The sequence below is a fragment of the Dyadobacter fanqingshengii genome, from assembly GCF_023822005.2.
Classification (GTDB): domain Bacteria; phylum Bacteroidota; class Bacteroidia; order Cytophagales; family Spirosomataceae; genus Dyadobacter; species Dyadobacter fanqingshengii.
The window spans coordinates 2,102,367-2,128,601 of record NZ_CP098806.1 but is presented as its reverse complement, the minus strand read 5'-3'; the positions used below and the strand labels follow the sequence as shown (position 1 = coordinate 2,128,601).

Sequence of the window (26,235 nt, the reverse complement as noted above, 5' to 3'; positions counted from 1 at the left end):
ATTATTTGGTCGGAATGTTGAATACAAAATCATTTTCAGGTGCCAGGAGCCGGTGACAGTTGGCGCAAGTTTGCTCGAAGAGGATCGTTTTGCCTGCGGGTTTCAGATCAAGGCCATCGAATTTAGCAAATCCCCAGCCTTCGGTTGTACTATATTTTTTGCTGTCTTTGATCATGAACTGAGCATTTTGGAAGTTGCCGGGCAGCACATTTCCATCCTTATCCTCCGCTTGTTTTCCCCAAACAACTTTCACTATCCGTGCCCCGTCGGGAAAAGGAAGTTCGCGTTTTTCAATGGCCTTTACCATAATATCGTTTCCGTAAACGATCCGCATGCTGCCACCGTCGAATTTGTCGGTGACGCTGATGATTTTCCAGTTTTTGTAGTCCTCAGAATAGGGAATGCCATTTAAGGAAACCGGCGTTTTTTGAGCTGAAACTTTTTCAATTGAAGAAGTTTGCGCAACAATCAGGGCGGTATCCACCTTATGCCGTCCGGGAAGCGTGTTTACATATTTTTTCAAAACTGCAAGCTCCGATTCAGATACTTTACCACCCGGATGCGCCAGCTGGTAACGTTTCAAAGGCATTTTCCCCTGCTCGATCGCATTCACCATTTGCCAAAGCAACAACTCTTGCACACCGGCCGGATTCTTATCCCATTCCGAAAAATTAAATCGCGAGCGCGCCTCCTCAATATCGTGTCCTACCAGGAATGACGCCGGGGCGATCTTATCAAACCATTCCACCTTGGCTTCATTGGAATGACAATCATAACAAGCCCGCTCCAATATCTGCTTCACCTCCGCTGGAACCGCAATCTCGCTCGTGACAGGCGGATTTTCAATGGGAGGTGAGCTTATTTGCAGTCCCAAAAAAATTACAACGACCATGATCGCCGCACCTCTGTAAAATGTTAACCCTGGCTTTTTCATTCTAATGTAAATGTCTGATTATCAAAGCCTAAAATTATAGTTAGATCGCTTGAATTATTTTTTGACAAAGGTAAATAGCAATTGGTATCAATATTATATCAGTATACTATGTGATACCAGCTTGCTATCTACCTCCGGAGCATTCTGATTTTGAATACCCGACATTAAACTGCCACTGTGATCTCGACATTGATATTGCCTTTGGTCGCCTTTGAATACGGGCAAGTTTGGTGCGCGGCCTGCACAACCTTGGCGGCGTCATCCTGCGACAAGCCTGGAAGATTAACCAGCAACCTTGCCTGTAATGCGTAACCTTCATCGCCGGAGGCCAGGTCTACTTCCGCGTCCACGGACGTCTCCGCAGGAAGCTTGATCTTTAATGTAGACGCATTGATTTGCATGGCTCCGAGAAAACAGGCAGACCAGCCAGCCGCGAATAGTTGTTCGGGATTAGTGCCTTGGCCGGAAGATCCAGGCGAAGATAGATTAATGTCCAAGCGCCCGTCTGAGCTTTTTGCTGCGCCTTCGCGGCCGCCGGTAATGTTCACTTTTCCTGTATACAAAACTTTACTTACTGATGCAGCGGCTTTGGCTGCAAAAACGATTTGATTTTCCATTGTAATTGATATTAAAAAATTGATTTAAAATTATTTATTGATCCAAACAGCCACTTCCTACAATTGCACTTTTAACGCATCCAGAAATGCGATCAGTAATAGGCTTTTAAAAGTGGTCTGTGTCTTCATGATCTGACGGTTTATTTGTGATCCGATGACTCAAACCTACACGCTCATGCAAGAAAAGAACAGCAAATAAACCGGCAAGTGGACAATTTGGGGAGTGGGTTAGACAAGTTAGCCGTTGTTAAATTCGACGTTTGTTGTTGTGCGCAAATTTCGCAGCAATTCCCCGGGAACAAATAATGGGCAGAGAAGGGTACGCAAAACGCGGCCATCTCATGTATACATGAGATGGCCGCTTAAATATGCAATTTCATCCTTGATTTTTTCCTGAGATATTATTGGTCAGGAACTGGGTAAGCAACATTTGGGTGTTACCATTTTTTAGAATTCAATTTGTCCGCGTATTTCGCCACCTGGATAGATGATGTTATGGATGTTGAAATAATACATGCCATTTAGTAAATCAGTTTCATTAATCGCGGTTCCGTCAACCAAAACCGAACCGGAATATGCCCCTGCAAGTTTCTTCGGAATTAAATTGAAAAAATCATGCTTAATCGAAGCATTTACGCCTCTGGGAGCTGTGCCGTGAATATGCGCTCCGGTTGGAATGCTGGTCAGGTTTTTCCAGGTGAGATAATAGCTGAGCACTTTTGTGTTCTTATTGTAAGATACATCTGCGGTACCGATTGCACTGGTATTTTTGGCAGGCACTTCTTGCATTACATCAATGGACAAACCCTTTTTGCTGATAATATGCGGCTGGTTATAAAATTCTATCTGGCCTCTGATCTCGCCACCCGGGTTAAGAGGTGTATGGAAATTGAAATAATAGAGGCCATTCAACAAATCCGTCTCGTTGATGGCAACGCCATCGACCAGCACACTGCCCGAGTAAGAACCCGTTGTTGTTTTTGGGATTGATGAAAAGAAATCGTGCTTAATGCCGGCATTGGCACCACGCAATGCGGTACCATGAACATGCGCTCCTGAGGGTAAACCGGATAGATTATACCAATTAATGGTATAACTAAGAAGCTTCGTAGTCTTGTTGTAAGATACATCAGCCCAACCATAAGCCTCGCTATCCTTTACCGGGAATTCCTGTTCAGGGCTAAGGAGTAATCCCTTTTGTTCGATTACATCGCTTGGTACATTGTGATCCTCACAGGCCGAGAATACAGTAAGCAATAACATTACCAGTAATAATTTGAATAAATTTGTCTTCATTGGTTCTTCTTAGTTTAGTTATGATTTTTAATATGATTATCATAAAGTTAAGATTAATGAAGACATAAAACTAGAATTTTGATGTCGCCAGATTGCCTTTTTTAATAAATAACCAGCATGCCGATTTCAAAAATCGAGCGTTTTTGTGAGATAGGTGTACAGGCTACATTTTAAATAGTCTATCCAACTTCTAGGGGCCAAAATCCATAGCAGTCCGTAATGCGGCATTTACGTTTTGTTAAACTTCTTTTACGTTTCATTAACCTTCTTTTACCGATCTCTGGCCAACGCGAGGATAATAACTTTTAGTTTTGCGGCCACCGCTGTGGCAGCCGCCGCTGTGGACAAAATCCTTTCAAACCATTCCGACCAAACCATTTATGAAAAACCAACGCCTCTTTCTGATTCTTTCCTTTCTATTCGTTGTATTTCACGTCCAGGCGGATGATCTGGACGATTTTATCCGGAGCCAAATGAAGAAGCGGGGCATTCCCGGTTTGTCCCTGGCTATCATTCAGGACGGAAAAATCTTGAAGGCGCAGTCATATGGATTTATCGATAAGGATGGAAAGGTGCCTGTCACGACGAACACCTTGTTTCAGGCCGGCTCGGTGAGTAAATCGGTTGCGGCTATGGGCGCTCTGTATCTTGTTGAACAGAATAAACTTTTTCTGGATGAGAATGTTAACGTAAAACTTAAAAGTTGGAAAGTTCCCGATAATGAATTTACAAATGACAAAAAGGTTACACTGCGCGGCATACTAAGTCATACCACCGGTCTTACAGTACACGGATTCCCGGGATATACTGTGGGCGCGAAGATCCCTTCGGTAGTTCAGATTCTGGATGGGACAGCCCCAGCCAATACACCAGCGGTTCGCGTAGACTTTGTTCCGGGCTCCCGTTGGAGGTATTCAGGTGGCGGTTATACCGTCATGCAACAACTGATGGTGGATGTGGCTGGCGCTGCTTTTCCCGAATTCATGAAACATAATGTGCTTTCGCCACTGGGTATGAAAAATAGTACTTACCAACAACCTTTACCTCCGGAACTGGCAAAATTGACGGCAACCGGTCACTACAACAATCGGAGTTTAGTAGAAGGCCGCTGGCACATTTATCCTGAGATGGCAGCAGCGGGATTGTGGACTACGCCGTCCGATCTGGCCCGGTTCGCGATTAGTATTCAGAATGCTTATGCTGGAAAATCAGGAGGTGTATTATCCCAGTCCATGACCCGCCAGATGTTGACAGATCAGAAGAACAGGGATGGACTTGGTGTTTTTTTGCAGGGTGACAGTACTACGCTCCGCTTCGGTCACAATGGGCGCGACGAAGGTTTTGATGCGCTACTTACCGCTAGTGTGGACAAAGGACAAGGCATTGTGATCATGATCAATGCGAATGATAACTCGCATATGATGGGCAGGATTGTTGATTTTATCGCTGACTATTACCACTGGGATGGATTTCCTGTCAAGGCCGCTAAACCGGCCGCGGTAAATGTGGATTCGAAAACTTTAAAGGCTTTCGAAGGTCGATATGAATTATTTAATAATCGAATTGTCACTTTTGAGGCTGAGAATCAGCGACTCTTTACCTTGGAAGATGGTTTTATTGATGAAGAATTTGTGCCTGTCGCTAATCATACCTTTACATCCACTGACCGCAATGTTTCTGTGATCTTCAATCCTGACGCTACTGGAAATGTGACTGGCTTCACGCTTAAAGACGATGATCAAAGGTATGAGCGAAAAGTACCACGTATTGGGCCGCTTGCGAATGCCCCAAAAACCAATGTCGATCCTGATCCCTCACGCACACCCAAAATCATGGCGGCTTTGCAGGCTATCGTGAAAGGTGGTAAAATATTAGAAGAAGCATCAGGCCTCACTTCGGGAGCCAAACGCGATTTTGCAGGAGGAATGCCAGAGCCGCAAACCTTGAAATCGTTAACTTTTATCCATTCAGAAAACGTCGCGGGCCGCGGAATTCAACGCCATGAAAGCGACGTAAGCGAAATAGTAACTTACCAATTGAAGTCCAACCAGCCGGACACCTATATAATTGTCCACCTAACCTCCGACGGCTTGGTGACGGATTTTGATCTCGTTGAAAAATAATAGCTATTTGAAGCGAATTATGTAGGCATTTCGTTATCGGCAATCAGGGGTAAAAATACCTTTTAATAACGGCAATTTTTTTAACCGAGCAGGGTTTGCTTGTTACACCCGTTTGCTGATTCTGTTCATGCTAATTTGTCTTTGCATGTTTGATTTGAAGCGTGTATCCAGGTTCTCTGTTAATTTCATATGCTTGGTAATCCGCCCCTGAACGCGCTTGCGCCACATCCTGAAACTGCTGGACAACATTTCAGTCCGCATAATTTTGATCACCTGCTGTTCGCTTAATGAGAATTGCGCTTGGATTGCTTCAAAAGGCGTCCTGTCTTCCCAGGCCATTTCAACTACACGGTCAATTTCTTCGGGCCTTAACTCCTTATATTTTTCCTGCATATTACTACCGTCTAATGTTGCTAAATATGATAGTTGGTGCGAGCACTCGGGACTTTCTACCACCTTAACAAGCAAGTTAAAATATGCATGCCAATGCCCTGCTTGGCTTTCACGCTTGGGATGCTTGTTACTAATTAATCTTCTGGCATCTTTTCATGCAAATGAAGGCTGTTAGATTACGCAAGAATAGCCTTTGTTGCTAACGCAAATAATGGAGACCCGCTTATTTGAGACAGGCAAAAACTTCGCGATAGAACTCGGGATGGGATTGCCAAGTCTGTCCGGTGACCATATTTCCGTCGCGGACGGACTGCTGGGTAGAATACATGCCACCACCCATTTCGATTTCGGTACGCACATGTTCGTAAGCAGTTAATTTTCGGTCTTTTGCTAGTCCGGCTGTAACCAGGATCTGGATACCATGGCAAATGGCAAAAATCCATTTTTCCTGCCGGTCAAACTCGCGGACTACTTCCAAGAGCCGGGAATGGTTGCGCAGGTATTCGGGCGCACGGCCTCCCAGTAGCAGAATAGCGTCATAATCCTCTACAACCACCTCTTCAATCGTCAAGTCTGAGGACAGACAATAACCTGGCCGCTCCACATAAGTATCCCAACCGAGTTCAAAATCGTGCATCACGAGGTTGAGCCGACGCTTGCTGGGCGCGGCAATCACGGCAATGTCACCTTCTTCCTGAAAGCGGTGAACGGCATAGAGGGTTTCGTAACTTTCGCCACCATCCCCGGTAACGATCAAGATTTTGCGATTCATGGCTTAATGGATTAAAACTATAATATTGGTAAAGCCATTTTACGCGGCTAAAAATCAAAAGGCAAAACCAGGTGAGTCCTACCTACCTGGCCTAAGCTGGCAGCCGCATACTCAAACAGGGTCCTGGATTTCTTTCGCCGTGTTATGTATAGGCGAGCTTTGCTTTAAGTAACTGCCATAGTATAGGCAACACTGATAATGCAACGATACCTAATACTACTTTCTCGAAATTGTCCCTAACCAGTGGGATGCTGCCCAGATAGTATCCAGCAAGGGAGAGGCTGACAACCCAAAGGATTGCCCCAACGATATTAAATTTAAAAAAAGTGCTGTAATTCATTGCCGCAACACCACCCACAAAAGGTGCCAGGGTCCGGACGACCGGTACAAAGCGTGCGATAACAATCGTGGAGGCACCGTATTTTTCATAAAACCCGTGCGTTTGGGCAAGCTGTTCAGGCTTTATCATTCTTTTTCCAAATATGCGGATTTGTTGGATTTTGGTCCCGAAGTGCCTTCCTATCAGATAATTACAGCTGTCGCCCAATATCGCCGCTATTAGAAGCAACGCTATTACAAGCCAAATGTTGAGCGAATCCGGATATTTAGCGGCCATCATTCCTGCAGCAAACAACAGTGAATCTCCTGGTAGAAACGGCATGAAGACGACCCCGGTTTCGATAAAAATGATCATAAAAAGTACAACATAGGTCAATGCCCCATACTGCTCAATAATATTTCCCAGATGTTTGTCCAATTGGAAGAACACATCAAGGATCTGGTGAAAAATTTCCATGTATGAAGGATTTTTTATTTATTGTTAAGCATCAAAAAGCAAATGATGATGTAAATAAGAATGATCACAAATGCGTATAGCAAAGCGGTAAAGGTTTCGTCTTTCTGTCTGGTTTGTTCGTTTTCCATGATCATCTTGATAATAGGTTTTGCTTTGAATTAGGTGTATGCAATTTTTCCTGTTCTTAAAAGCTCGGGATTCGTGCCATTATTTGGCAGTTACATCAATATTACATGAAGGGACTTTTCTGAGATAAGTCAGTTTCTTGCATTTTTATTTTTACAGTTGTAAATTTACTAAAAATAGTTTTGGAAAGGAAGCTATATCAAAATAATATACTGGCAAGCCGAATCAAATCACTTATAACGGGGAGTTAACACGATGCTAGTCCTTATATTGAAAACTTAATCAGCAAATGCTCATGGAATTCGAAGTTATCGTTTCACTGTTGTCGCTGGTCGCTTTGGAAGCGGTTCTTGGGATCGACAACGTGATTTTTATATCAATAATCGCTGCAAAGCTTCCTGCAAACCAGCAAAAGAAAGCCAGGCAGTACGGTCTGATACTCGCAGGTGTGATGCGGATTGGCCTTCTGCTTGTAATCTCTCTCATTATGAAACTGGATAAAGACCTGTTTGTGGTTTTTGGTGAAGGGTTTTCAGGAAAAGAGCTTGTTTTGCTCGCAGGAGGTTTATTTCTGCTCTACAAAAGCGCTACTGAGATTTACCACAAAATGGAAGGAGAGGAGGGCGACCAAAGTAAACAGATAAAAGCTTCCTCTTTTGGGCAGGTCCTTACCCAAATACTGATCATGGATATGGTTTTTTCCATCGATTCAATCATCACGGCCATCGGAATGGTAAAGGAAGTTTGGGTAATGTACGTGGCAGTTATTGCAACGGTGATATTAATGCTGGTAGCTGCTGAAACAATCAGTAATTTTGTAAATCGGCACCCGGCGTTCAAAATGCTCGCTTTGTCATTTTTGTTACTGATTGGCTTTTCTTTGGTCAGCGAGGGCTTCGGGCTTGAAATTCCAAAGGGCTACATTTACTTCTCTATGGCGTTTTCACTGTTGGTGGATGTGTTCCAGATGCGCATGAACAAATCAAAATCTGCGCCTGTAAAAACCCATGAACATTACCAGCAAGGTGAAGATCGCCTGCTACCATAGCTTTTTAACTATGTAAAATGGAAGCCAACTAAATACTATTGGTCAGTATAATTTCGGCCATTACCATCAACGTTATGAAAAAAATATTTCAGTGGAGTTACATAGCACCCGCTATTGCCTGGGTTTTTTACCTCGTGCTGCCTATTGGTACAGGCTTTGTAGTCAACTCGTTAGCCGTGGTTGCTTTGATTGCAGGTGTGTTTTCGGCGGTACACCATGCTGAGGTGGTCGCACACAAAGTAGGCGAACCTTACGGCACGATCATACTGGCAGTAGCGGTAACGCTTTTGGAAGCTTCGATTATTGTATCACTCATGTTGACGGGAGGCGTCGGTGCCGATACTTATGCACGGGACACGCTTTTTGCAGCCGTTATGCTTATTCTGAACGGCATCCTGGGTATCAGTATGTTTGTAGGAGCATTGAAATTCAAAGAACAGAGCTTTGAAACAAAAAGTGTAACAATTGCTTTGGTAAGCCTGGTATCCATTCTGGTGCTTACACTGGTATTGCCAAATTTCACCACAAGTATCGCCGGACCTTCTTACAGTACCCCACAGCTCATTGCGATTGGCGTCTGCTGCCTGGTCATTTATGGGTCTTTTATATTTACGCAAACCATCAGGCACCGCAAGTATTTTTTGGCAGAAGTTTCCGGCCAAGAGAAAGATGTTACCCGAAGCGAAGCACTGACCAGCCTTGGTTTTTTGCTCGTATGTTTAGGTGTAGTTATTTTCCTGGCCAAAAATCTCTCCCCGGTAATTGAAAGCGGAATCATCGCAGCCGGCTTACCCACGGCACTGGTGGGTGTGGCTATTGCAGCCGTTATTTTACTGCCAGAAGGCATTGCTGCTATCCGTGCGGCCAGACGCGGCCAATATCAGACGAGCATTAACCTTGCCCTCGGTTCGGCATTAGCCAGTATTGGACTTAGTATCCCTACTGTCGTGATTGTCTGCACTATCATGGATCTGCCCCTGATACTTGGCTTGGGTATGAAATCCATGGTCCTGCTTGTCCTCTCAGTTTTTACGGTTATGCTGTCACTAAACAAAGGACAAACCAATGGCTTGTATGCGATTGTGCTCCTGGTTAATTTAATGATGTACATTTTCACAATCGTATTTCCTTAAATACATTAATCGCAAGCTCTTATGACTTTTACCAAAACCTGCTTGAACATCGTTTTTGCCCTGATTGCATGGTTGCTATGGACGCCCTGTCTGGGTCAGAAAAAATATGAGCGGGAGCATAGCATCAAGCCGGATGCTGTTCCCCAAAAGGCAATGGAGTTTGTTAATTCGGTGTTCAAAAAACCTAAAATTCATTGGTACCTGGAAGAAAGCCTTACCGGTAAGACCATAGAAGCAAAGCTGAAATCTTCGGGGAAACGGTTTAGCATTGAATTCGATGAAGCGGGAAATATCCAGGATGTTGAAATATTGTCGAGTATCAGTAAAATGAATGCGAATGGCCGGACGAAATTAGAAGATACGCTGAGCAAAGCATTTTCGCGCTACAAGGTTGTCAAAACCCAGATTCATTGGAACGGATCAGCCCAAACCTTGCAAGAGTCTTTAAACAAGGATAGGGCCGTAAATGGTGTCCTGATCAGGTACGAGCTAATCGTAAGAGGTTATCGGGACAAAATCGAAAACTATTTTGAAGTGCTAGCTGAAAGTGACGGAACCATAGTGCGTATTAACGAGATTGTGCAGCGTAATACTGATAACTTAATATACTGATGTATAAATCGTTTCTAGCTTGTCTGTTATATATCATAATCCCAGTTACGGCACTTAGTCAGGCCAATTACAGGGCAGGGACGCTTTCTCAAATCAATGTTAATGTCAAAGTAGCTGAGACCTGGAAGTTAAATACGAAGCTGGAAACCCGGCAAATATTTTCCAGCAAAAAGCCGGAAGCACTCGCCAGCCATCGTTTTGATTACGAAAGGACAGATCTGAATTTTATACTTACCAAAAAAGTGTCAGCCGACAATACCGTCGGCGGAGGTTACCTGATACGGTTGGAAGACGGACGGTTTACACATCGTTTCATACAGCAGTTTAATCATGTAAAAAACCTGGAGGTGCTCAGTGTTGCACATCGCATAGTGGCTGATGAGACATTTAGTGCTGACAATTCACCAGAGTTCCGCCTGCGATATCGCCTGGGCCTGGAAATGCCTTTGAACGGTCAGCAGATCGATCCTAAGGAATTTTATGGGAAGATAAATAATGAATATTTGGGTATTTTCTCAAACAGCGATCCGGATCTGGAAATACGAGGATTAGCTGCAATAGGGTATAATGCTTCCGATAACAACAAGATCGAGTTAGGCTTGGAATACCGCGTAAATGAATTTAATACTCAGACAAAAGCGCAACAATTTTGGCTGACAATTGCTTGGTTTGTAAGTATTTAAAGCAGTTAATTGGTGCGCCACTTCGGGATTGCTAAACATGGCCTCATCACTTCTTCTTTTGCCACTATTGTCAAAATGCTGTTGAGGACACCGCTTGTTAAAGAGAAATAACTTCTGTCAAATGTTCAACACGCTGTCCGAATGTAATGTCGGCTGCGTAAAATTGCAGACTGGCAAAAATCCACTTACAAAAAATACTTTCGATACGCTGCCGGCAGCGCACTAAGCTGCTTGATGCGCACATCACGATAAAAAACTTCGGCGGCTTCGCTTTGCAGCTGGATCTTGCCGCTGGTCATCGGGATTTCTTCGCCGCCGGGTTTAATGTAACGTGAGTTTTTCAAAACCATCACCACATGCCCGTTTACAATATGCAGACTTTGTCCCTCAAAACAGATTAATTCCAAGGTATTCCATTCATTATCTGGTTTTTCAAAATTCCCAGAGCGCATACAGAAATAGTCGCTTCCTGATTTGAATGTGCCAAAAGGCTGGCTTTCATCAGCGACGCGGTTCATCACACCTTCGGATGGAAATGAGCGGATATCGATCGCAGAGCTTGCCTGGCACCAGAAATCTCCCATATGCCCCTCCATGATCTGGAATTCCTGCGACATCATCCAAGTACGCCAGTATTCAGCACCCGCTTCACCGATAGAATGGTATAAAATGCCTGAATCACGCAGTTTTTCTTTCCGGGGTTCATATTTGTTTACGCCCCATTTGACCTGTAATTTGAGGTGGTAGTTTTTGTAAGATTGTTTGGTAAAAACGCATCCGTAAAGCTCCCCGCTAACCCGTAAAACCGGGCCGCCCGGCTCGTCGAGCACTTTAAAAACCTGACTCTTATCCTTGTTATATCCAACGGGTGCTATTTCCTTGCCAGCCGCGTCAACTGGTATTTTTCCATTATAATTGTCTTTATGCTTGTAGCTGAGATAATTCTCCCATTGACTGAGATCTTTATCCAGAAGCACAACCCACTCATCCTTATTTTGTATGGAAGGCAGCGTACAAATGCTTAATAATGCAGCCAGCAGTAAAATTGTCAATCTCATATCGTTTTCAGGTTGTAAGTGCCGTATTCTGTTTTTCTACAAAAATAGAAATGAAAAAATGTCTGTTTTTGTACAAATCCATCATATGTCGGTAGATTTGCATTAAGATCTTATTCCATGAAAAGATATATTCTTCACGAGCCCTTCAGCATTTACCATTTTGAGGCCGATGTGTGGCAGCATTCCGTGCACAAGCACACATATTTTGAGATCATTTTTATATTAAAGGGGAGTGGAGTGCACCATATCAATGGACATGCTTACGTGTATGCGAGCGACGATGTATTCCTGCTGGGGCCGGAGGATTTTCACCATTTCGAGATCAGCGAAACCACAGAATTCTGTTTTGTCCGTTTCAATGAGTCTGCCGAAAAGCAGCAGCCGGAAGCCGCCTGGCAGCCGATCATCAGAACGTTGCTTAGCACTTCGTCGCAAAGCTCCAATTCCATTGTGACCGATAAGCAGGAAAAGCGAAAGTTACTGCATTTGCTGGCTGTGCTGGAGGCGGAGTGCGCGAATGATAAGTCTGCCTATTTCGATATGGTTCGCGACAGCATCTTGCGGAGTATGCTACTGGTTCTTGCGCGGAACCTTTTCAACCATTCTCCGGCCAATGATGCACGAAAATATTCTGTGGAGGCGATTCTGATGTACATTCGCCAGCATATTTTCCAACCGGAATGCCTTACGATAGAGCATCTGGCGCTGCAATTTAATTATGCACCGGCTTACATCAGCCTGTTTTTTAAAAGGCACACCGGCGAATCGCTCAAACAGTATATTATCAGGTATAAAGTCAGAATTATCGAATCGCGGTTGCTTTATAGCAAGCATACACTGACGGAAATAGCGGACGAATTTGGGTACACCGATGAGAGCCACCTTTGCAAACAATTTCGCAAATACACAGGCATTTCGCCTGCATTATTCCGTCAACGCGGATGACGATCATTGCAATTGAAGTAGCATTTCAATGCCATTTTACGACATCATTATGAACCATTTAATCTGTTAGCAAAATGAAAACACAATTCTTAAAGCGTATTACCCTTCTTCTGCTTCTTGTCCTGGCCATTTCATTTTCTTGTAACAGGGAAAACAACATTGCTCCGGAACAAGACTTAGGCTTACTTATCCAGACGAACAGCGGTGAGTATAATAAGCTAATGGCCGCACGCGAGACTTTTGACGGCACACCTTTCGAAATCAAAGAAGTTGTCAGAACGGGTAACACACTGAAAATACAGGTGACCGGCGCCGGTGGTATAGAGAACTACAAAGTGGTCTGGGATGGTTTGCTGCTGGAATCTTACCCTATGCAGGCCAAACTTGTCGTAGGATACGACGTGCCGGATGGCGTTCAGGATGCCATGTTACATAATTACACGCTGGAAGTGGATCTTCAAAAGCTCTTTGGTAGCGTAGCAAATGCGTCTGACGTCACCGTGCAAGTGTCTAACGGCTCCAAAAAACAAGATACAGTAGTCGATCCCGACGGAAGCACATCCAGTCCGAAGTAACACAGCGTCCTATTCAATCACCTTATCTTCTATTGACCCTGGTTAAGCCGGGGTCAATACCGTTATATCTTATTGTGGAATGGCTATCTGATTGCACAACCGATGAAAAACAATGGATTGAACGCTGCGCAAAACGAGATCCCAAAGCGCAGCAATGGATTTTTAAGCATTTTTTTGGTTTAGCGATGGGAATATGTGTGCGATACCTTTCTGTGTACGATCTGGCGCAGGAAGCAGTCAGTGATTCTTTTCTCAAAATATTTGATCAGCTACCCAGGCAATTGCCGGATATCCGGTCTTTCAGGGCATGGATGCGGGCAATGGTTGTTCGCACAGCCATTGACTATTTTCGAAAGGAAAAGAAAAATTTTGCTTTAACAAGCCTGGATGCAGTTTTTGAAATTGCTGAAATTGATGCAGAAGTGATTTCAAATCAGTCAGTAACAGAGATTTTACAGCTGCTTGAAAAACTCCCGCCTGTCTGGAAGGTCGTATTCAATTTGTATGAAGTGGAAGGATATAGCCATGAGGAAATTGGTAAAATGTTGGCCATCTCGGCCTCATCGTCAAGGGTTTATCTTGCAAAAGGGAAACAGAGCCTGCGGAAAATGATAGCGATACAAAACGGAAGCAATTGAAATGTCAGACCAGGAACCCGATAGCAAGCGAATGATCGACCAGCTCTGGGAGTATACGGAGCCCTTTCAGCCAGGCGCTTGGCAGCATTTTGAGCGATTCCGCGACAACCGCAATCGTAAAAGAAGAGTTTTGATTTTTTGGATGAATGTGGCCGCTTTGCTGATTGTTTTCGGGACAGCCATATTGATAAATCAACTAGTTCCCCGCGGCAAAACAACGAAAGGTATACTTGCAAAAAACCAGATAGAAAGCACCAGGCTTTCTGGCAAACAAACCCCTAAAAATTTACCCAATTCTAAAAATGCAAGTATTACGGCATCCAGCTCGGATTTAGTGAAGTCGAAGATCAAAGATCGTATAATAACTAAAACGCACAGCCCGAAAACTTACCAGGAGGAATCGCTGGCTGCAACGCAAGACAGTCAGCCAGCAAATAAATTCCCAATAGAGGATCAAATACAAAAGCAAGAATTATTGAGCCTGGACTTTTTGCAATCCCTGCCTTTGAGGTTTCAAAGCGTCCATTTCAGCAAGTTATATATTCCGCCTCTGCAGCAGCATTCAAAACCAGCGCCACACGAGGCCAGATCTATTCGTTTTGGCGTGGCCGTTTCACAGCAATCAAACCGGGCCGCTAACACGCATTTGGAAATGAATTATGGTGTAGGCGGTGCTTTGTATATTCCGGTCACACAGAAAATCACCTTTGTTACAGGCACATCCGGAAGCAAACAGTCTCTAAATGTAGAAAAAAATGCGGCGGCGTCAACACCCTTGGGTGGATTTGCGCAGTTACAACGCGCTCATTATCAGTGGTTTAATGTGGAAGTGCCTATGCACTTGCAATACAGCCTCAAAAATTTCAAAAAGACTGCAATCACTGCTGTTGGGGGTTTATCCTGGATGGGTAGTGTCGGGCAAGTCTCGGATTACTTTTACAAAACCAGCCGCAAAATCACAACTGTATCCGAAACTGCAGGCGGCCCCGTCGTAGTTTCAACGCAAACTGTTGAAGATTTCAGCTCAGTTAGAGAGAACGATAAAAGAGGCAACTGGACCTTTGGCGGCGCTCTTTATTTGGGGATTGGATTAAATTATCAAATGCAAGATTACGGTTTAGGAATCGAACCATATGTTAAATATCCGATCGGTCCCGTAACCGCTGAAAATTTACAGCTCACTTCCTTAGGCATTCAATTGAAATTGACAGGATTACTTGGCAAACCAAGATAATACCAAACTTTAAACTATAACATTTATTTGCCTCCCTCCACATATTGAACTTGATTGTTATAAAAGTAATGAAATCACAAAACAGTCATAAAAAAATAACCCCGGCCATGAATTGCCGGGGTTATTTTTACTCATTTAGTCTTAGATCAGTTCGGATCTGAATTGCCTTTTTTGTCCTTCCGTTTCTTTTTCGATTTGTTGTCCGACATGTCGGAATTTCCTGCATTGCTGTTACCCGAGTTTTCGTTCAGATTACTTTTCGTTGAATCTGCTTCACTGGTCGTAACCGGGGTTCCGGTGGTGCCTGTTCCCTGCGTATTGCTGTTGCTTTGCGTTGCCGAATTGTTATTAAACGGGCTGCCGTTCTGCTGTCCTGTCGGATTGATGCTGTTATTCGTAGTGCTGTTGTTCTGCGTACCCGAAGCAGCGGTGTCCTGCGTGGTGCTGTTGCTTTGCGTTGCCGGAGCAGTGTTGCCCTGGTTAGTGGGGCGCTGTCCCGTAGGATTGATGCTGTTATTGGTAGTGCTTTGATTTTGCGTCCCCGAAGTCGAGGTTCCCTGCTGGGTTGTTGTGCTCGTCCCCTGTTTCGGCGTAGTCTGATTGGTCGTGCTTTGCGCAAAAAGCGTCCCGCCTGCTAGAAGCATTAATGCGGCGATCCCTGTTGTTATTTTCTTCATGATATCATTTAAATGTTGATGAATGCGGAAGGTTATCAATTTCCGTTCCAGCAGCGCTGTTGGGGTTTCTCTGCAAAATAAATCTGCCGGGAAGTGCTCGGATAACTTACTGGCAGATTTATATAAATTACCGGAAGAAACATAAACATGAAGAAGGCAACTGCCCGGACGAACAGTTGCCTTTTTCATGTGGGACAAAAACGCCCGCTTACTTTACAAGCGTCGCTTCCAATTCCACGCATAAGGTTTCATAAAGCGTTTTTACCTCGATAACACTCGTGACTTGCTTTATTTCGTTCTCGGCGATCCATTCGGTGAATGTGTCGAAGACGGAGAAAAACTCCGGGTGGTTGGTCGTGTATACGGTCAGGCGGGCGATGTTTTTGAGTTCGTATCCGGCCTGGCTGACGACCTGTTCGAGATTATGTATGGCCAGGAGCAGCTGGGTGCGCATATCTGCGTCGCTCGATGTGCCATCAGGATGTACGGCGGCCTGGCCTGCCACGTATAAGGTGCTTTCGCTATGCTTCACTTCTACGCCTTGATTGTAGGACCGTCCGTCCTGCCATTTCCAAGGATTTATGATTCTTTTTTCCATTTTTAAGCTTGTTTGATTTCCAATGCAAAACTAGCGATCGCATTGAAAACCATCCCGTGACCTGGCTCACGACTTTGGTGTGAGGTAAGTCACACTACAAGTCCAACCGACTGAGCGTCTCGCGGGAAACACCCAGATATGCAGCGAGTTGCGTTTTGGGCAGGCGTTGCAGGAGCGTTGGATGCTGGGCGACAAACTGTTTGTAACGTTCGTGGGCGCTGGAAGTCATCAGCGAAAGAATGCGGCGCTGCCCCGCTAAAAAGCCGGACATTACTTTTTCCAGAAAGAAATGCTCGATTTTGGGCAAACCGACACGTAATGCATGAAAATTGTCCAGCGACAAGCATAACGCTTCGGTATCTTCGAGACATTCCATGGAAAGTGTTGCCTTTGTGCGCGTGTAGTAAGCTTCGAAATCGTTGTCCCACCAGTCTTCCATAGCGAAGGCCAGAATGGATTGTTTTTCAGTCTCCTCATCGGTGTGAACCAGCTTGGTCAGTCCCGACAGCAGGAAATAATTATAGGGCACCAGCTCTCCCCGCTGCACCATAAACTGATGTTTTTTAAATTTTCTAAAAACAAAATGCTTTTCAACGAATGCATATTCATCGTCCGTTAATGGCACCAGCTTCTCAATATGTTGCCGCAATTTCGAATGCATCATGTGTTTGGGTTGCTTAACTCACCAATTGAATGCGCAAATTACATGGCCGTTCCCGAGTTTCGGGCGTACGGAATAATGGATTGAAAATAGCCCTGCAGGAATTCGTTCGGTGGGATCAGCAGATTGGGCGGACCGATGTATTACTGGTCTGCTTCCAATTTTTCTTCCAACACAATCCTGCGCAAGAGATCTTCCTGCAGGCATTTCTCCTCCGGTCATCGAGATAGTTACAAAGGTCAACTTTCGCACCACATCATTAGTTGCTTCTACGGCTCAAATGTTTTGTCTGTACGGCTCACGAGGCTGTCGCCTCCTGGTTCTGGACTGCGGTTAACTCCGGACCATGATTGCGAAAAACATCACATGCCAATTAAGCTTATGCCTTCGAGGTTTGGCTTGCCGAAAAACTGTTCTTAAAGCTGAATGCATATGGAGACGGACCATTTGTTTTTAGATATTCGAGCCGCTCCACCGCCTGCTCAATGGTAGGATATTCCCCTGCGGGTATCCACCACATGGCCATGTACACACTGCCATAAACGGAAAACCATTCGCGCCTTCGTTTTAAAAACTCGGAATGGAAGGAGCGGTAAGTGAATTGTTGCAAAGTCGTTATATCGCGCCAGACCGATATATTGGTAATGATGGTGGGGTCCTGATAGGGGTCGAACGCGGTTGCGTTGTTATTCTCATCCTTCAAACGCCACACAAATCCTTCGCTCATTTCTGCAAGCGCGTTGACAGCATCCAGATTGTCCACAAATTCCTTCATCAGTGGGTCATTGATATTGACGCCTCTCATTTGAGCCACATTAATCTGCGCCAATTGAAATTGTCCCATGGTCTGTAATTATAATGTTGGTTTGCAAAATTGGTAATCTTGCCATGGTTAGGGAAACAGGAAGTCTGTGTAATGTATTTTTACCTGGTTAAACACCCGTTATTTCTTTGTAAGCTGTATTTGAAGGCTGATAATAGAGTGTTACTGCCCCGGAACCGAAGGTTTTCGTGTTCACCAGGTTCCAAACCGTCCGGTCGCTGATCATTTCGAACAATGGCAAACCCTTTCCGACTATGACAGAATGTACCATAATCTGCAATTCGTCCAAGAGGCCAAGATTTATCAGAGCAATAATCAGACTCCGGCTGCCAACCAGAATATCTCCGCCATGCTGTTTTTTGAGCCATTGGACTTCATCTTTAAGGTCTCTTTTCGCGATCCTTGCAGTTTGCCATCCGACGTTTTTCAGTGTGTGTGAAAATACAACTTTGGGAATGCGGTCCATGCTCACTGCAAAGTCATCCGTTGACTTGTCGCCGGTCGGATTTTCTACTACGCTTTTCCAATACTCCATCAGCAGATAAGTGATTCTCCCGTAAAGAGCAATGTCTGCGCTTTTTATCAGTTCAGCGTAATGCTGGTGTATTTCCTCCCCCGGAGAAATTGCCGTATGGTCGCAAAATCCGTCAAGCGTCATATTGATCGCAGCGACTATCTTTCTCATGTTATTTTGTATTTAGTGAACAAACTTCGAACCGCTACAAAAATAACCTGGTGATAGACCGTGTTGTGAAGCCATATCGAACAAATTAAGGGGGGATTCAGGACATAAACTTAGTTTGCCTCTACATGTTTCTTGAAATTGTCGAGAATGGCCTGCCAGCCGGCTTTCTGCATTTCGGCAGGGTTAGTCTGCTCGGCATCGAAAATCTCGGTTACCGTAGCGCTGTCCCCGTTGTCCGTAAAGGTAACTTTTACCTGTCTGCCATCTTCCATGTCATATTCAATTAGACTTTCCGGAATGACATTTGAATAAACGCCTCCAAAATCGAAGCTGAAACTGCCATCTTTTGCGGCCATAGTCGTTTTGAACTTGCCGCCTGTGCGCACATCGTTTTCTGCAAACGGTGCATGCCAGTCGTCCGAGGCAAAGCACCATTTTGTAATGTGTTCCGGTGCGTTAAATTGCTCCCAAACTTTTGCAATAGATGCATTGACAGTGGTTTCAACAGTGATTTTTTGTGCTAAGGTTCCCATTTTGTTTTTGTTTTTTTTGTGAATTATTACATTACAAAGATGGCCGAAGTTAGCGTAACGAGTGGGTGCCTATTATGACAAAATGGAGGGTCCTTTGCGTCAAAAACCTAACTGAGCTGATTTTGATCCACATCTTCCCACATTGATTTCAGTTGTTTGATCTCTAATGAGTGTTTGTGCACCATTTCCATGTGCTCCCTTTTTTCCTGCCTTTTCAGATTTTGCACAACCATGTAGTGTCTCCGCATTACCAATGCTTGCTTGATAAACGACACGTCCGATCCCAAAGCTTCAAGCTCTTTCAAGTGCTTATAGCCCAGTTGCGCCTTCAATTGTTCCGAGTCAGACTCATGCTGCCTCTGTCGTTGCTGTTGCATCCTCAACAGCCTAACGTATTCCTCCCGATAGTTCTCTTTCATGTTTCTTCTACATTGACGTCAAATATATTCTAGCTAACTAATTCGTTATCAGTTGAGTACAAAAAATTCTTTTCTATTTAGTGGCAAAAAATATGCCAAAATATTGCTCGCCCGGCTACCTGAGCATATTTATGTGACGGTGAGTGTGTTATCGCGATCGGAAGTTGGGGGAGAAGGGACAACAATTCTTGATTACGATCAAGCGGGCTATTCTGGGCAATAGCTTATTTTTGGCCTGACATTTAAAAAGAAAAAAATGGAACATAGAGCTGCATCAATCAGGCCATTTATAGGCGCTGCCGATTTTCATTTGTCCAGAAGCTTTTACCGGGATCTGGGCTTTGAGGAAGTTGTGCTGTCGCCGGATATGTGTTTATTCAAAACAGCAGATTTGGGGTTTTATCTGCAGGACGCGTATGTAAAAGACTGGATCGATAACACAATGATTTTCCTTGAAGTCGAAGATGTGAATGTTTTCTGGGAGCAACTCGTCGCCCTCGACCTGACCAGCAAATATAAAAACGTGCGGTTAAGCCCAATTCGCGTCGATTCGTGGGGTTCCGAATGCTTCGTGCACGATCCATCCGGCATTTTATGGCACTTTGGCACCTTTTCCAGGAAGTAATCCGATTGTGATGGCAGCAAAATGAAGCCACAAAAAGACCTGGCGTGTAGCTGCTCGCTACACGCCAGGTCTGTTAATATTTCGATCAGATTATTAAAATGTGCCTCAGGAGACCCCGGGCGCCAGAACTTTTGATTATAAATTAATCTATAAACTTGGTAGAATAAATAGTTTATATAATTTTGCGCTTCAAATCTATAAAGTCTATCATTCAAATATTTTATTTATTACGATTAATCTCTTTTACCTAACAATGCCTCAACCTTTCCATTCCCATCATTTAAGGTTACTAACCCTGGGTTTGCTGCTGCTGACTTTTCCTGGCTTTCCGCAAAACCTGATCAAAGGAAAAGTAACCTCGGCCAATGACCAGTCGGCGCTGCCCGGCATCAATGTGTTGATAAAAGGTTCCACAACCGGAACGACAACCAATACCGAAGGATTTTACGAACTGCAGGCTGCCGACGACGCCATACTGGTGATTTCCGGGATCGGTTATCTTACACAGGAAATTCCGGTGAAACGACGTTCTCAGGTGAATGTCCAGCTAAGCGACGATACGCGCCAGCTGAACGAACTCGTGGTGGTTGGTTACGGAACACAAAAGAAACGGGATTTGACAGGCTCAGTAAGTTCCCTGGATACCAAGGATTTCAACAAAGGTGTGCAAACGTCTGTTGATCAGCTTATTGCCGGAAGATCGCCCGGTGTGCAGGTAACGCAATCCAGCTCCGAGCCAGGCGGTGGTGTAACGATCCGCATACGCGGTGCCAACTCGATCAATGCCAACAATGAGCCATTGTATGTGATTGATGGTCTGCCGATTAATAACACTTCGGTTGTGCCCGGCTCCACGGTTGTAACCGAGCAAGCGCCACGCAATCCGCTGAATGCATTGAATCCGAACGATATTGAGTCGGTAGAGATCCTGAAAGATGCTTCCGCAACGGCCATTTACGGTTCTCGCGGTGCCAACGGGGTGATTTTGATCACGACAAAAAAAGGTGTCAAAGGTAAGCTGAATGTTAACTACGCTGTTTCAGGAGGAATTTCGGAGGTTACCAAGCAGGTTCCGGTATTGAATGCAAAACAGTATACCAGCCTGCTCAATGACCTGCGCGCCGACCAGAAACAGGCGCCTGAGTTCTCAGCGGAGCAAATTGCGCAGATAGGGGATGGTACTTACTGGCAGGATGAAATTTTTCAGAAGGGAACCATTCAAAACCACCAGCTGAGCTTTTCCGGTGGGCAGGACAAGTTTAATTACTATGCGTCGCTGAATTATCTGGATCAGAAAGGCGTGGTGATCAGTTCGGGCATCAAGAAATATACGGGCCGGGTAAACCTTAATTATACCGATGATAAGTTCAAATTTGGTTTAAGCCTTAATTCCAGCAATGTTAAAGATGATTTCGTGCCCAATGGCGTGAGTGTTAATGAAGGCGCAGGAGTGATCAACACAGCCATTTTCCAGGACCCGACGCTTACAATCAAAAACCCGAATGGAACCTGGACACAAACACAGATCGTAAACCTGGAAAATCCTGTTGGATTGGCCAATGAAGTAAGCGACTTTGCCACCACCAACCGAACATTCGCGAGCGTTTTTGCAGAGTACTTTTTCCTTCCTGAGCTTTCGGCAAAAGTCAATGTCGGAACCGATCGCCAGGATTCACGTCGTGATATTTTCACTTCACGGCTCACCAAAAGGGCGGAAGGCACAAAAGGTGTGGCGAATGTGCTAACCAGTAATTCGTACAATAATCTGATCGAAGTCACAGCCCGTTATAGCAAAGCATTTAACAAAAATCACCAGCTGGAAATTCTGGGTGGTTATACTTTTCAGGAATTCGAAACGAGCACATTAACAGCGGGCGCGCAGAATTTTCCGTTGGATGCGTTGGGGACCGATAACCTTGCAGCGGGCGCGCAGAGCACTTTTTCACTCGGAACCGGACGTACGAAAAACCAGCTGCTGTCGTATCTGGGACGGATCAATTACAATTTGTATGATAAATATTTGCTGACTGCCTCTATTCGTGCGGACGGCTCGTCGCGGTTTGGCGATAACAATAAATACGGCGTTTTCCCATCCGTAGCGTTGGGCTGGCGGATTAAGGACGAGCTTTTCCTGAAAAATGTGAATGCCATCACCGACTTGAAATTCCGCGCCAGCTACGGTGTGACGGGTAATCAGGACATCGGAAGTTACAAATCGCTCGTATTGCTCGGGCCGCAGGGCCAGGCGATATTTGACGGAACGCCTTATGTGGGTATCTCGACCACACAGTTGCCAAATCCCGATTTGAAATGGGAAACAACCACGCAGCTGGACCTGGGAATTGATTTTGGTGTGTTGGATAACAGGCTTACGGGTAGCATTGATTATTTTCAAAAAGAAACAAAGGATTTGCTGCTGCAACTTCCTGTGCCGCGCACGACCGGTTTTACGACTACATTCAAAAATGTGGGCGGGCTGAAAAATTCAGGTTTCGAGCTGGGTTTGAACTCGATCAACATTACCGCTCCGTTCACATGGAGAACGTCCGCTAATTTTTCAACCATTAAAAATGAAGTGACGGATCTGGGTGCGCTGCCATTTATCCTGGGTGGTTCCGCTGGTTTTACCAATGATTTCACGATCATCCGCAAAGGCGATCCGCTGAATGCTTACTACGGTTACATTGTCGACGGCGTTTTTCAGACGGGCGACAACATTGCCGGTTCCGCGCAGCCATTGTCGCGGCCAGGGGAATATAAATATCGCGATGTAAATGGTGATGGGGCGATTAACTCGCAGGACCGCACAATTTTGGGATCGCCCTTTCCCAAGTTTACATATGGCCTGAACAACGATTTTACTTACGGCCCTTTCAATCTTTCTTTCTTCTTTCAGGGCGTGCAGGGGAGCCAGATTTTCAACCTGAACCGCACCGAATCGGAAAACCCAATCTCGTTCCGCCGTAACCGTTTGGTAGAAACTTACACCGATCGCTGGACACCGGCAAATCCTACGAATGCGAACTCCTCCGCGATTCCGGTGGCCGTCGCTTACACGAGCAATGTGAACAGCCGGGCAGTGGAAGACGCCTCTTACCTGCGCTTAAAAACGCTGCAACTGGCCTACAACTTCCCGACGGCAAAATGGAAATATGTACGCAATGTGCAGATTTATGTAACGGGACAAAACCTATTCACCATCACTAAATACACGGGTTACGATCCCGAGGTGAGTGCGTTCGGAACATCCAATGTGCGTGCCGATTACAATGCATTCCCATTGTCGCGCACTTACACAGCAGGCCTGAGTATCAACCTATAACATTGCAGAAGATCTTAACAAAATGAAAAAGCTGATTTTTATATTTTTGCTACTGACCGTTTTAGGGTGCGACAAGCCTCTTGAAGAAGAAGTATTTTCCTCATTTGGTCCTAATAACTTTTTCAATACAGCCGATGATGCAGAGGCACTTTTAAATGCGGCCTATGCGCTTGAACAAAAGCAGGGCACGGATGGTTTTCGGAATATTTTCGTCATGGCCGAGGTGACTACGGACCTGATTATTATCCGGGAAGGCGGGCTTCGCGGACTCGCGCAGCCGCTGGAAGATTTTACCTGGAATGCGTCCCACGAATTTTTCGATACAGCCTGGACGCGTTATTACAGCGCCATTTACCGCGCTAATCTGGTCATTGATAATGTTCCGAACATTGATTTTGATGCCGAAAGAAAGAAACAGATCTTAGCCGAAGCCAGGTTCCTGCGCGCGAGCGGCTACATTTATCTGTACGATCTGTTTGGCCCGACACCGATCATTACCAGCAGCAGCAGCACCAGCGAAGACCGGCCGGCCAGAGCCAGCAAGGAAGAATTTGTGAAATTTATATCCGATGAATTGACCGCTGTAAGCGAAATCCTGCCTGTAAAAGCAACGCAGTATGGCAGAGCCACCAAAGGTGCAGCACTGGCTTTTTTGGCGAAATTTTATTTAAACAATAAAAACTGGGCAAAAACGGATGAAACCGCTCAAAAGGTAATCGATCTGAACAGTTACAGCCTTTTCAATTCGACTAATCGCGCGGATCTTTTCAAGCTGGCCAATGAAGTGAACATTGAGTTCATTTATGTTCGTCCACACGTGGCGCAGCCGGGACTAGGCACCAATTATCTGCCTCACGCAGCGCCTCCAAACTATAAATACAAAGGCACAGCCAAAGCGAATTATGCAACGCAGCTGAAAACATTATCCGGTTTTTACGATTCTTTCGATCCGAAGGACCAACGCCGCCAGGTTTTTTTGACAGAATACGACGATCTGAGCGGAAAACACATTGTGTTGGGACAAGATGATAAACGGAGTTTCAAATTTGAAGAAGATTTGAATGCAACGGGGGCAGATTTGGGCAACGATTTTCCCGTGGTCCGCTATGCCGACATTCTTTTGAGCAAAGCCGAAGCATTGAACGAATTGAAAGGGCCGACGCCCGAAGCGTTAGCGCTCCTGAACCAGGTTCATGTTAAAGCCGGACTCACCGCGTTAACATTGGCCAACGTAGCGACCAAAGACGCTTTCCGTGCGCAGATTTTGAAGGAGAGAGGATGGGAGTTTTTCTCCGAGGAACTGCGCCGCCAGGATCTGATCCGCCATGGCAAATTTATCGAACTTGCCAAAGGAAGGGGCAAAGTGGCATTTGACTACCAGGTGTTATTTCCTATCCCCCAAAGCGAAATTGACCGTAATCCGAGCCTGAAACAAAATGAAGGTTACAAATAAGCTAGGGGCTTTCTTTTTGGTTTGATTTGATAAAATATGAATATGAAAAAAAGTCTCTTTTCTGTTTTTGTAACAGCATTTTTCCTGCTTTCTGTGACCGGTTTTGCCCAAAAGACAAAGCAGCCAAATTTCATCATCATCCTCGCCGATGATCTCGGTTATGGCGATTTGAGTTCTTACGGTCACCCCACGATCCGCACGCCGAACCTGGACAAAATGGCGCTGGAGGGAACGCGTTTTACGCAGTTTTACGTCGCGGCCAATGTGTGTTCGCCGAGCCGCGCCGCCTTGCTTACGGGCCGGTTGCCGATCCGGAACGGCGTTTTTGGGACCAATAGCGCCAACAAAGTTTTCTTTATCAATTCCACCAGCGGACTTCCTAAACGTGAGACAACTTTGCCCAAAGCATTGAAATCGAAGGGTTACCAGACTGCTATTGTCGGAAAATGGCACCTGGGTTCGCTGCCGGAGTTTTTGCCGCTGAATTATGGTTTTGATTCCTATTTCGGTATTCCGTATTCCAATGATATGGGCAAAGAGTCCTTCCGCACCGGCAAGGATGGAAAGCCCATTTTATCTACTGAAAATCCGCCATTGCCCCTTTACCGCGATTCTAAATTGCTGGAAACGGAGCCGGACCAGGATCTGCTGACGAAAAGATTTACGGCAGAGGTTACGGACTTGATCACTAAGAACAAGAACAAACCATTCTTCATTTATTACGCAAGCCCGTTCCCGCACGTGCCACTGCATGCGTCACCGGATTTTGCCGGGAAAAGCAAGCGCGGTTTGTATGGCGATGTAGTGGAAGAACTGGATTGGAGCGTTGGGCAGATTTTGAATAAATTAAAAGAGCTCAAACTGGATAAAAACACATTCGTGGTGTTCCTGAGCGACAATGGTCCGTGGCTGATGAAATCGCTGATCGATGAAAATGGCGGTTCGTCTGGCTTGCTGTACGAAGCCAAAGCGTCCACCTATGAAGGCGGCATGCGCGTTCCGGCCATTGCTTGGATGCCCGGAACGGTTAAGCCGCAAATATCGTCGGCCATTGCAACTTCCATGGATTTATATCCCACAATCCTGAAATGGGCTGGCGCCGAGGCACCTGCAAACGCACCGCTTGACGGGAATAACATTGCTGAAATTCTCACAGGAAAAACGGATAAGGTGACGGACATTGTGTATTACTACGATGCCAACAACTTGTACGCGATCAGAAAAGGAGCTTATAAAGCGCATTTTAGAACAAATCCTTCCTATTCGCAAAAGCCTGCTGCTGAGCATAATCCGCCATTGTTATACAACCTGGAACACGACCCTTCGGAGAAATTTGAGATTGGAAACAAAAATCCGCAGGTGATCGAAGAATTGGCGGCAGCTTATAAAAAGCATCTGGAAAGTGTGGTTCCCGTCGACGCTGAGCTGGATAAGCGCGAGGTGCGAAAGTAACGCA

At 45.2% G+C, this 26,235-nt stretch carries 27 protein-coding genes; 13 read left to right on the top strand and 14 right to left on the bottom strand.

The genetic code is table 11. The annotated features are described in order from the left end of the window. Position 1: 1 nt before the first annotated feature. From NFI81_RS08595 to NFI81_RS08585, 3 genes are all read right to left on the bottom strand, one after another. A complete protein-coding gene (locus tag NFI81_RS08595; RefSeq protein ID WP_234612890.1) occupies positions 2-934 on the bottom strand; it encodes a heme-binding domain-containing protein in 933 nt (310 codons plus the stop codon). A gap of 164 nt (positions 935-1,098) precedes the next feature. Then, positions 1,099-1,551, bottom strand: a complete 453-nt coding sequence (locus tag NFI81_RS08590) for an organic hydroperoxide resistance protein (protein WP_234612891.1) — start codon at positions 1,549-1,551, stop codon at positions 1,099-1,101. A 447-nt stretch (positions 1,552-1,998) separates the two neighbouring features. Continuing rightward, positions 1,999-2,847 carry a CHRD domain-containing protein gene (locus tag NFI81_RS08585; RefSeq protein ID WP_234612892.1) on the bottom strand — a complete coding sequence of 283 codons (849 nt, stop codon included), beginning with the start codon at positions 2,845-2,847 and terminating at the stop codon, positions 1,999-2,001. Between the two features lie 380 nt (positions 2,848-3,227). On the opposite strand from NFI81_RS08585, the gene NFI81_RS08580 reads away from it, so the two are divergent. Beyond that, positions 3,228-4,970: a serine hydrolase gene (locus NFI81_RS08580; RefSeq protein WP_234612893.1), complete on the top strand. Its 1,743-nt coding sequence runs from the start codon at positions 3,228-3,230 to the stop codon at positions 4,968-4,970. A gap of 102 nt (positions 4,971-5,072) precedes the next feature. Here the strand turns inward: NFI81_RS08580 and NFI81_RS08575 are convergent, their stop codons facing one another. The 3 genes from NFI81_RS08575 to NFI81_RS08565 all read right to left on the bottom strand — a co-directional run bounded on the left by NFI81_RS08575 (position 5,073) and on the right by NFI81_RS08565 (position 6,931). Beyond that, positions 5,073-5,363 carry a TIGR03643 family protein gene (locus tag NFI81_RS08575; RefSeq protein WP_234612895.1) on the bottom strand — a complete coding sequence of 97 codons (291 nt, stop codon included), beginning with the start codon at positions 5,361-5,363 and terminating at the stop codon, positions 5,073-5,075. 223 nt (positions 5,364-5,586) lie between these two features. After that, positions 5,587-6,135 carry a DJ-1/PfpI family protein gene (locus tag NFI81_RS08570; RefSeq protein ID WP_234612898.1) on the bottom strand — a complete coding sequence of 183 codons (549 nt, stop codon included), beginning with the start codon at positions 6,133-6,135 and terminating at the stop codon, positions 5,587-5,589. Between the two features lie 142 nt (positions 6,136-6,277). Beyond that, positions 6,278-6,931 carry a VTT domain-containing protein gene (locus NFI81_RS08565; RefSeq protein WP_234612900.1) on the bottom strand — a complete coding sequence of 218 codons (654 nt, stop codon included), beginning with the start codon at positions 6,929-6,931 and terminating at the stop codon, positions 6,278-6,280. Positions 6,932-7,352: 421 nt separating this feature from the next. On the opposite strand from NFI81_RS08565, the gene NFI81_RS08560 reads away from it, so the two are divergent. The 4 genes from NFI81_RS08560 to NFI81_RS08545 all read left to right on the top strand — a co-directional run bounded on the left by NFI81_RS08560 (position 7,353) and on the right by NFI81_RS08545 (position 10,533). After that, complete coding sequence (locus NFI81_RS08560) at positions 7,353-8,105, top strand: TerC family protein (RefSeq protein WP_234612901.1); 753 nt, start codon at positions 7,353-7,355, stop codon at positions 8,103-8,105. A 74-nt stretch (positions 8,106-8,179) separates the two neighbouring features. Further along, positions 8,180-9,238, top strand: coding sequence for a calcium:cation antiporter (locus tag NFI81_RS08555; RefSeq protein WP_234612903.1), 1,059 nt, complete (start codon positions 8,180-8,182; stop codon positions 9,236-9,238). A gap of 21 nt (positions 9,239-9,259) precedes the next feature. Next, positions 9,260-9,850: a serpin family protein gene (locus NFI81_RS08550; RefSeq protein WP_234612905.1), complete on the top strand. Its 591-nt coding sequence runs from the start codon at positions 9,260-9,262 to the stop codon at positions 9,848-9,850. Beyond that, complete coding sequence (locus NFI81_RS08545; RefSeq protein ID WP_234612906.1) at positions 9,850-10,533, top strand: DUF2490 domain-containing protein; 684 nt, start codon at positions 9,850-9,852, stop codon at positions 10,531-10,533. Before NFI81_RS08550 ends, NFI81_RS08545 begins: the two co-directional genes overlap by 1 nt. 185 nt (positions 10,534-10,718) lie before the next feature. On the opposite strand, the gene NFI81_RS08540 is transcribed toward NFI81_RS08545, so the two are convergent. After that, the gene (locus tag NFI81_RS08540; RefSeq protein ID WP_234612907.1) at positions 10,719-11,591 is read right to left on the bottom strand and encodes a 3-keto-disaccharide hydrolase; all 873 of its coding nucleotides are present in this window, start codon (positions 11,589-11,591) and stop codon (positions 10,719-10,721) included. Between the two features lie 117 nt (positions 11,592-11,708). On the opposite strand from NFI81_RS08540, the gene NFI81_RS08535 reads away from it, so the two are divergent. From NFI81_RS08535 to NFI81_RS08520, 4 genes are all read left to right on the top strand, one after another. After that, on the top strand, positions 11,709-12,536 hold the full coding sequence (locus NFI81_RS08535) for a helix-turn-helix domain-containing protein (protein ID WP_234612908.1): 828 nt from the start codon (positions 11,709-11,711) through the stop codon (positions 12,534-12,536). Between the two features lie 74 nt (positions 12,537-12,610). Then, complete coding sequence (locus tag NFI81_RS08530; RefSeq protein ID WP_234612909.1) at positions 12,611-13,111, top strand: hypothetical protein; 501 nt, start codon at positions 12,611-12,613, stop codon at positions 13,109-13,111. Between the two features lie 74 nt (positions 13,112-13,185). Then, on the top strand, positions 13,186-13,749 hold the full coding sequence (locus tag NFI81_RS08525; RefSeq protein ID WP_234612910.1) for an RNA polymerase sigma factor: 564 nt from the start codon (positions 13,186-13,188) through the stop codon (positions 13,747-13,749). A 1-nt stretch (position 13,750) separates the two neighbouring features. Further along, a complete protein-coding gene (locus tag NFI81_RS08520) occupies positions 13,751-14,983 on the top strand; it encodes a hypothetical protein (RefSeq protein ID WP_234612911.1) in 1,233 nt (410 codons plus the stop codon). Between the two features lie 146 nt (positions 14,984-15,129). Here NFI81_RS08520 and NFI81_RS08515 read toward each other — a convergent pair whose 3' ends face one another. The 7 genes from NFI81_RS08515 to NFI81_RS08485 all read right to left on the bottom strand — a co-directional run bounded on the left by NFI81_RS08515 (position 15,130) and on the right by NFI81_RS08485 (position 19,379). Further along, positions 15,130-15,660 carry a hypothetical protein gene (locus tag NFI81_RS08515; RefSeq protein WP_234612912.1) on the bottom strand — a complete coding sequence of 177 codons (531 nt, stop codon included), beginning with the start codon at positions 15,658-15,660 and terminating at the stop codon, positions 15,130-15,132. Positions 15,661-15,868: 208 nt separating this feature from the next. Further along, positions 15,869-16,258 carry a RidA family protein gene (locus tag NFI81_RS08510; protein ID WP_234612913.1) on the bottom strand — a complete coding sequence of 130 codons (390 nt, stop codon included), beginning with the start codon at positions 16,256-16,258 and terminating at the stop codon, positions 15,869-15,871. A gap of 94 nt (positions 16,259-16,352) precedes the next feature. Then, complete coding sequence (locus tag NFI81_RS08505) at positions 16,353-16,922, bottom strand: Crp/Fnr family transcriptional regulator (RefSeq protein WP_234612915.1); 570 nt, start codon at positions 16,920-16,922, stop codon at positions 16,353-16,355. A gap of 376 nt (positions 16,923-17,298) precedes the next feature. Continuing rightward, positions 17,299-17,763 (bottom strand): DUF3291 domain-containing protein, encoded by a 465-nt coding sequence (locus tag NFI81_RS08500; protein WP_234612917.1) that lies wholly within the window; start codon positions 17,761-17,763, stop codon positions 17,299-17,301. An 88-nt stretch (positions 17,764-17,851) separates the two neighbouring features. Beyond that, positions 17,852-18,427 carry a dihydrofolate reductase family protein gene (locus tag NFI81_RS08495; RefSeq protein ID WP_234612918.1) on the bottom strand — a complete coding sequence of 192 codons (576 nt, stop codon included), beginning with the start codon at positions 18,425-18,427 and terminating at the stop codon, positions 17,852-17,854. 110 nt (positions 18,428-18,537) lie between these two features. Beyond that, positions 18,538-18,960: an SRPBCC family protein gene (locus NFI81_RS08490; protein ID WP_234612919.1), complete on the bottom strand. Its 423-nt coding sequence runs from the start codon at positions 18,958-18,960 to the stop codon at positions 18,538-18,540. A gap of 107 nt (positions 18,961-19,067) precedes the next feature. Further along, entirely contained in the window at positions 19,068-19,379 is a 312-nt protein-coding gene (locus NFI81_RS08485; protein WP_234612920.1) for a hypothetical protein, read from the bottom strand. 256 nt (positions 19,380-19,635) lie between these two features. On the opposite strand from NFI81_RS08485, the gene NFI81_RS08480 reads away from it, so the two are divergent. The 4 genes from NFI81_RS08480 to NFI81_RS08465 all read left to right on the top strand — a co-directional run bounded on the left by NFI81_RS08480 (position 19,636) and on the right by NFI81_RS08465 (position 26,231). After that, positions 19,636-20,004, top strand: a complete 369-nt coding sequence (locus NFI81_RS08480) for a VOC family protein (protein WP_234612921.1) — start codon at positions 19,636-19,638, stop codon at positions 20,002-20,004. A gap of 253 nt (positions 20,005-20,257) precedes the next feature. After that, entirely contained in the window at positions 20,258-23,326 is a 3,069-nt protein-coding gene (locus tag NFI81_RS08475) for a SusC/RagA family TonB-linked outer membrane protein (protein ID WP_234612922.1), read from the top strand. 22 nt (positions 23,327-23,348) lie between these two features. Next, positions 23,349-24,779 carry a RagB/SusD family nutrient uptake outer membrane protein gene (locus tag NFI81_RS08470; protein ID WP_234612923.1) on the top strand — a complete coding sequence of 477 codons (1,431 nt, stop codon included), beginning with the start codon at positions 23,349-23,351 and terminating at the stop codon, positions 24,777-24,779. Between the two features lie 42 nt (positions 24,780-24,821). Next, the gene (locus NFI81_RS08465) at positions 24,822-26,231 is read left to right on the top strand and encodes a sulfatase family protein (RefSeq protein WP_234612924.1); all 1,410 of its coding nucleotides are present in this window, start codon (positions 24,822-24,824) and stop codon (positions 26,229-26,231) included. Positions 26,232-26,235: the final 4 nt, after the last annotated feature.

Coding starts and splice junctions, on each gene's coding strand:
- NFI81_RS08595 (WP_234612890.1), bottom strand. CDS start 934: ATGAAAAAGCCAGGGTTAACATTTTACAGAGGTGCGGCGATCATGGTC.
- NFI81_RS08590 (WP_234612891.1), bottom strand. CDS start 1,551: ATGGAAAATCAAATCGTTTTTGCAGCCAAAGCCGCTGCATCAGTAAGT.
- NFI81_RS08585 (WP_234612892.1), bottom strand. CDS start 2,847: ATGAAGACAAATTTATTCAAATTATTACTGGTAATGTTATTGCTTACT.
- NFI81_RS08580 (WP_234612893.1), top strand. CDS start 3,228: ATGAAAAACCAACGCCTCTTTCTGATTCTTTCCTTTCTATTCGTTGTA.
- NFI81_RS08575 (WP_234612895.1), bottom strand. CDS start 5,363: ATGCAGGAAAAATATAAGGAGTTAAGGCCCGAAGAAATTGACCGTGTA.
- NFI81_RS08570 (WP_234612898.1), bottom strand. CDS start 6,135: ATGAATCGCAAAATCTTGATCGTTACCGGGGATGGTGGCGAAAGTTAC.
- NFI81_RS08565 (WP_234612900.1), bottom strand. CDS start 6,931: ATGGAAATTTTTCACCAGATCCTTGATGTGTTCTTCCAATTGGACAAA.
- NFI81_RS08560 (WP_234612901.1), top strand. CDS start 7,353: ATGGAATTCGAAGTTATCGTTTCACTGTTGTCGCTGGTCGCTTTGGAA.
- NFI81_RS08555 (WP_234612903.1), top strand. CDS start 8,180: ATGAAAAAAATATTTCAGTGGAGTTACATAGCACCCGCTATTGCCTGG.
- NFI81_RS08550 (WP_234612905.1), top strand. CDS start 9,260: ATGACTTTTACCAAAACCTGCTTGAACATCGTTTTTGCCCTGATTGCA.
- NFI81_RS08545 (WP_234612906.1), top strand. CDS start 9,850: ATGTATAAATCGTTTCTAGCTTGTCTGTTATATATCATAATCCCAGTT.
- NFI81_RS08540 (WP_234612907.1), bottom strand. CDS start 11,591: ATGAGATTGACAATTTTACTGCTGGCTGCATTATTAAGCATTTGTACG.
- NFI81_RS08535 (WP_234612908.1), top strand. CDS start 11,709: ATGAAAAGATATATTCTTCACGAGCCCTTCAGCATTTACCATTTTGAG.
- NFI81_RS08530 (WP_234612909.1), top strand. CDS start 12,611: ATGAAAACACAATTCTTAAAGCGTATTACCCTTCTTCTGCTTCTTGTC.
- NFI81_RS08520 (WP_234612911.1), top strand. CDS start 13,751: ATGTCAGACCAGGAACCCGATAGCAAGCGAATGATCGACCAGCTCTGG.
- NFI81_RS08515 (WP_234612912.1), bottom strand. CDS start 15,660: ATGAAGAAAATAACAACAGGGATCGCCGCATTAATGCTTCTAGCAGGC.
- NFI81_RS08510 (WP_234612913.1), bottom strand. CDS start 16,258: ATGGAAAAAAGAATCATAAATCCTTGGAAATGGCAGGACGGACGGTCC.
- NFI81_RS08505 (WP_234612915.1), bottom strand. CDS start 16,922: ATGATGCATTCGAAATTGCGGCAACATATTGAGAAGCTGGTGCCATTA.
- NFI81_RS08500 (WP_234612917.1), bottom strand. CDS start 17,763: ATGGGACAATTTCAATTGGCGCAGATTAATGTGGCTCAAATGAGAGGC.
- NFI81_RS08495 (WP_234612918.1), bottom strand. CDS start 18,427: ATGAGAAAGATAGTCGCTGCGATCAATATGACGCTTGACGGATTTTGC.
- NFI81_RS08490 (WP_234612919.1), bottom strand. CDS start 18,960: ATGGGAACCTTAGCACAAAAAATCACTGTTGAAACCACTGTCAATGCA.
- NFI81_RS08485 (WP_234612920.1), bottom strand. CDS start 19,379: ATGAAAGAGAACTATCGGGAGGAATACGTTAGGCTGTTGAGGATGCAA.
- NFI81_RS08480 (WP_234612921.1), top strand. CDS start 19,636: ATGGAACATAGAGCTGCATCAATCAGGCCATTTATAGGCGCTGCCGAT.
- NFI81_RS08475 (WP_234612922.1), top strand. CDS start 20,258: ATGCCTCAACCTTTCCATTCCCATCATTTAAGGTTACTAACCCTGGGT.
- NFI81_RS08470 (WP_234612923.1), top strand. CDS start 23,349: ATGAAAAAGCTGATTTTTATATTTTTGCTACTGACCGTTTTAGGGTGC.
- NFI81_RS08465 (WP_234612924.1), top strand. CDS start 24,822: ATGAAAAAAAGTCTCTTTTCTGTTTTTGTAACAGCATTTTTCCTGCTT.